Annotated in this window: 4 protein-coding genes; 3 read left to right on the top strand and 1 reads right to left on the bottom strand. The window is 65.6% G+C overall.

Annotated elements, in window-relative coordinates; translation table 11 throughout:
- The first annotated feature begins 261 nt into the window (after nucleotides 1-261).
- A complete protein-coding gene (clpS, locus tag Q0716_RS04760) occupies nucleotides 262-618 on the top strand; it encodes an ATP-dependent Clp protease adapter ClpS (protein ID WP_299020239.1) in 357 nt (118 codons plus the stop codon).
- A gap of 82 nt (nucleotides 619-700) precedes the next feature.
- Nucleotides 701-3,034, top strand: a complete 2,334-nt coding sequence (gene clpA / locus Q0716_RS04755; RefSeq protein ID WP_299020237.1) for an ATP-dependent Clp protease ATP-binding subunit ClpA — start codon at nucleotides 701-703, stop codon at nucleotides 3,032-3,034.
- Nucleotides 3,035-3,099: 65 nt separating this feature from the next.
- Here clpA and Q0716_RS04750 read toward each other — a convergent pair whose 3' ends face one another.
- Complete coding sequence (locus Q0716_RS04750) at nucleotides 3,100-3,606, bottom strand: methylated-DNA--[protein]-cysteine S-methyltransferase (RefSeq protein ID WP_299020235.1); 507 nt, start codon at nucleotides 3,604-3,606, stop codon at nucleotides 3,100-3,102.
- A 136-nt stretch (nucleotides 3,607-3,742) separates the two neighbouring features.
- Between Q0716_RS04750 and Q0716_RS04745 the strand changes: the two genes are divergently transcribed.
- Nucleotides 3,743-3,955: exonuclease domain-containing protein (locus tag Q0716_RS04745; RefSeq protein WP_299020233.1), on the top strand; the 213-nt coding region annotated here is incomplete at its 3' end.

The following is a 3,955-nucleotide window of genomic DNA, read 5'->3' as shown; positions in this document are numbered from 1 at the left end:
CATGGAAAAGGCCATCCAGAGCAAGCACGTGACGTACGACTTCGCGCGCTTGATGGAGGGGGCCACGCAGGTGTCGTGCTCGGGTTTTGGGCAGGTGATGATCGACCACATGTGAGTGCGCAGAGGCGGGCCCGACCTGCTTTCCGGGGCAGCGCCTGTCGGCCCCGCTGCCGTACCGCCGCCCCCAGGGGCGGCGGTGCCATTTAGGCCCGACGGACGGCGCATCCGCACGTCCTGCGGGGATGCCCGATTTATTGCAGAATGATTGCCATGGCCACGACACCCAAACAACCCGATCTGACGCCGAGCGTGCCCGCTGGCGGCGACGCGGTGGTGGTGGAGCGTCGCCGCCAGCGCCTGCAGCCGCCCAAGATGTATCAGGTGGTGCTGCTCAACGACGATTTCACGCCGATGGAGTTCGTCGTGCGTGTGCTGCAGGAGTTTTTCAACAAGGACCGGGAGACGGCGACGCAGATCATGCTCAAGGTGCATGTGCACGGGCGTGGGGTGTGCGGGGTCTATACCCGCGACATCGCCACCACCAAGGTCGAACAGGTCACCCAAGCGGCGCGTGCCGCGGGGCATCCCCTGCAGTGCGTGGCGGAACCGGTTGAATAACGGCGGATCTGCCCCACTTACCCCCATGGAGCCGTTGGATGCAGCGTGCTACTCTTGAAACCCGAAGCGAAGGAAGTGCCCCATGATTGCCCAGGAACTTGAAGTCAGTTTGCACATGGCCTTTGTCGAGGCCCGGCAGCAGCGGCACGAATTCATCACGGTCGAGCACCTGCTGCTGGCGCTGCTGGACAACCCCAGCGCGGCCGAGGTGCTGCGCGCATGCAACGCCAACATCGACGATCTGCGCAAGTCGCTGACCACCTTCATCAAGGACAACACGCCCGTGGTGGGGGGGACCGACGAGGTCGACACCCAGCCCACCCTGGGGTTCCAGCGCGTTATCCAGCGCGCGATCATGCACGTGCAGTCCACCGGCAACGGCAAGAAGGAGGTCACCGGTGCCAACGTGCTCGTGGCCATCTTTGGCGAGAAGGACTCGCATGCGGTGTACTACCTGCACCAGCAGGGCGTGACCCGGCTGGACGTGGTCAACTACATCGCGCACGGCATCCGCAAGGGCGAAGCGCCCGAGCCTGCCAAGCCTACCGAGGGCAGCGCTGCTGACAACGAAGAGGCGGCCGAAGCCAAGGGCAACGAGAAAGCCTCGGTGTTGGAGCAGTTCACACAGAACCTCAACCAACTCGCGCGCGACGGAAAGATCGACCCGCTCATCGGCCGCGAACAAGAAGTCGAACGCGTCATCCAGATTCTGTGCCGGCGGCGCAAGAACAACCCGCTGTTGGTGGGCGAAGCGGGCGTGGGCAAAACCGCCATCGCCGAGGGGTTGGCGTGGCGCATCGTGCAAAAAGAAGTGCCCGAGGTGCTGGCGGATGCCACCGTGTACTCGCTCGACATGGGCGCGTTGCTGGCCGGCACCAAGTATCGGGGTGACTTCGAGCAGCGGCTCAAAGGCGTGCTCAAGGCACTCAAGGACAAGCCGCACGCGGTGCTGTTTATCGACGAGATCCACACGCTCATCGGCGCCGGGGCGGCCTCGGGCGGGACGTTGGATGCGTCCAACCTGCTCAAGCCCGCGCTGAGCTCGGGCGCGCTCAAGTGCATCGGTGCCACCACGTTTACCGAGTACCGCGGCATTTTCGAGAAGGATGCGGCGCTATCGCGGCGTTTCCAAAAGGTGGACGTGGTCGAGCCGACGATCGAACAGACGGTCGAAATCCTCAAGGGGCTCAAGTCGCGCTTCGAGGAGCACCACAGCGTCAAATACGCCCAAGCGGCGCTGCAGGCTGCCGCCGAGCTTTCGGCCAAGTACATCAACGACCGTCACCTGCCGGACAAAGCCATCGACGTCATCGACGAGGCTGGCGCTGCCCAGCGCGTGGTACCGCCGTCCAAGCGCAAGAAAACCATCGGTAAGGCCGAGATCGAGGAGATCGTCGCCAAGATCGCGCGCATTCCGCCGCAATCGGTCTCGAGCGACGACCGCAGCAAGCTGCAAAACCTGGAGCGCGACCTCAAGGCCGTCGTGTTCGGGCAGGACAAGGCGCTGGAGTTGCTGGCCTCTTCGGTCAAGATGGCGCGCTCAGGCCTGGGCAAGCCGGACAAGCCGATCGGCGCGTTCCTCTTCAGCGGCCCCACTGGGGTGGGCAAGACCGAGGCCGCCAAGCAGCTCGCCTATATCCTGGGCATCGAGCTGGTGCGCTTCGACATGTCGGAGTACATGGAGAGGCACGCGGTCAGCCGCCTGATCGGCGCGCCGCCGGGCTATGTCGGTTTCGACCAAGGCGGGCTGCTGACCGAGGCCATCACCAAGAAGCCGCACTGCGTGCTGCTGCTTGACGAAATCGAGAAAGCGCACCCGGACATCTTCAACGTGCTGCTGCAGGTGATGGACCACGGCACGCTCACCGACAACAACGGGCGCAAGGCCGACTTCCGCAACGTCATCATCATCATGACGACCAACGCGGGGGCCGAGACGATGAACAAGTCCACCATCGGCTTTACGACCCAGCGCCAGGCTGGTGACGAGATGGCGGACATCAAGCGGCTGTTCACGCCCGAGTTCCGCAACCGGCTCGATGCGATCGTGAGCTTCAAGCCGCTGGACGAGCCCATCATCCTGCGCGTGGTGGACAAGTTCTTGCTGCAACTCGAGCAGCAACTGGCCGAGAAGAAGGTCGAGGTCACCTTCACCGATGCGTTGCGTCAGCACCTGGCCAAGAAGGGGTTTGACCCGCTGATGGGCGCGCGCCCGATGCAGCGCCTCATTCAAGACACCATCCGGCGCGCGCTCGCCGACGAGCTGCTGTTTGGCCGGCTGGTCGACGGCGGCCGCCTGACGGTCGATGTGGAGACGCCAGCCGACGGTGGCGAGCCGCAGGTCAAACTCGACATCCAGCCCTTGCCCAAGAAGGAGGGCCGTCGCGCCGAGGCGGAAGAGGCCACGACCGACTAAGGCGCCTGTCCCCTCGTGGGGCGGATGTCGTCCGTGTAGGCGCGAGTAGGCGCGAAGCCGGGGCCTTAGATCCCGGCTTCGCGTTTGAGCAAGGCTTGTTTGCGCGCCAGGCCCCAGCGGTAGCCGCACAGGCTGCCGTTGGCGGACACCACCCGGTGGCACGGAATGGCCACGGCCAGCGGATTGGCCGCGCAGGCCTGCGCCACCGCGCGGGCCGCACGCGGCATCCCCAACCGCTGCGCCAGTTCGCCATAGCCGATGGTCTGTCCCGGCGGGATGGTTCGCAGTGCCTCCCACACCCGGCGCTGGAACGGCGTGCCATGCACGTCGAGTGGCAGGGGCAGCTCGGCGCGCGGGTCATCCAACCAAGCGGCGATCTGGGCGGCCCATCCCTGCACCGCGGGACTGGCAGCGGCCATGGTGGCACGCGGGAACCGATGCCGTAGCTCGGCCAGCAGGGTGTCATCGTCGTCGCCGAGCAGGAGGGCGCACAGTCCGGCAGGCGTCGCTGCGATGCGCACCCAACCCAGCCAGCAGGTGGTGGCTGCGGACTGCACGTATCGGGGAGCCAAGGGCGTCCCTCGGCGCGGGGCAGGGTGGTCGGGCGGGGTGGGGGCGGCGTGCTGCGGGGTCATGGCCCGCAGTCTACGCCGGAATGCCGACCTGCGGGGGACCATGCGGTGATCAACTGCGGGTAGGATGCGACGTGTGACGACCGCCACCCCCACTTTCTTCTGGCACGATTACGAAACCTTCGGCGCCGATCCGAAGCGCGACCGTCCGGCGCAGTTTGCCGGCTTGCGCACCGATGCGCAGTTGCAACCGATCGGCGAGCCCGTGGTCTGGTATTGCCAGCCGACCCCCGACTATCTGCCGGACCCAGAGAGTTGCCTGATCACCGGCATCACGCCTCAAGATTGC

Source organism: uncultured Tepidimonas sp. (genome assembly GCF_938045175.1).
GTDB lineage: Bacteria > Pseudomonadota > Gammaproteobacteria > Burkholderiales > Burkholderiaceae_C > Tepidimonas.
Note: the sequence above shows the minus strand (reverse complement) of the source record. Positions and strands in the feature narration are given on the sequence as shown.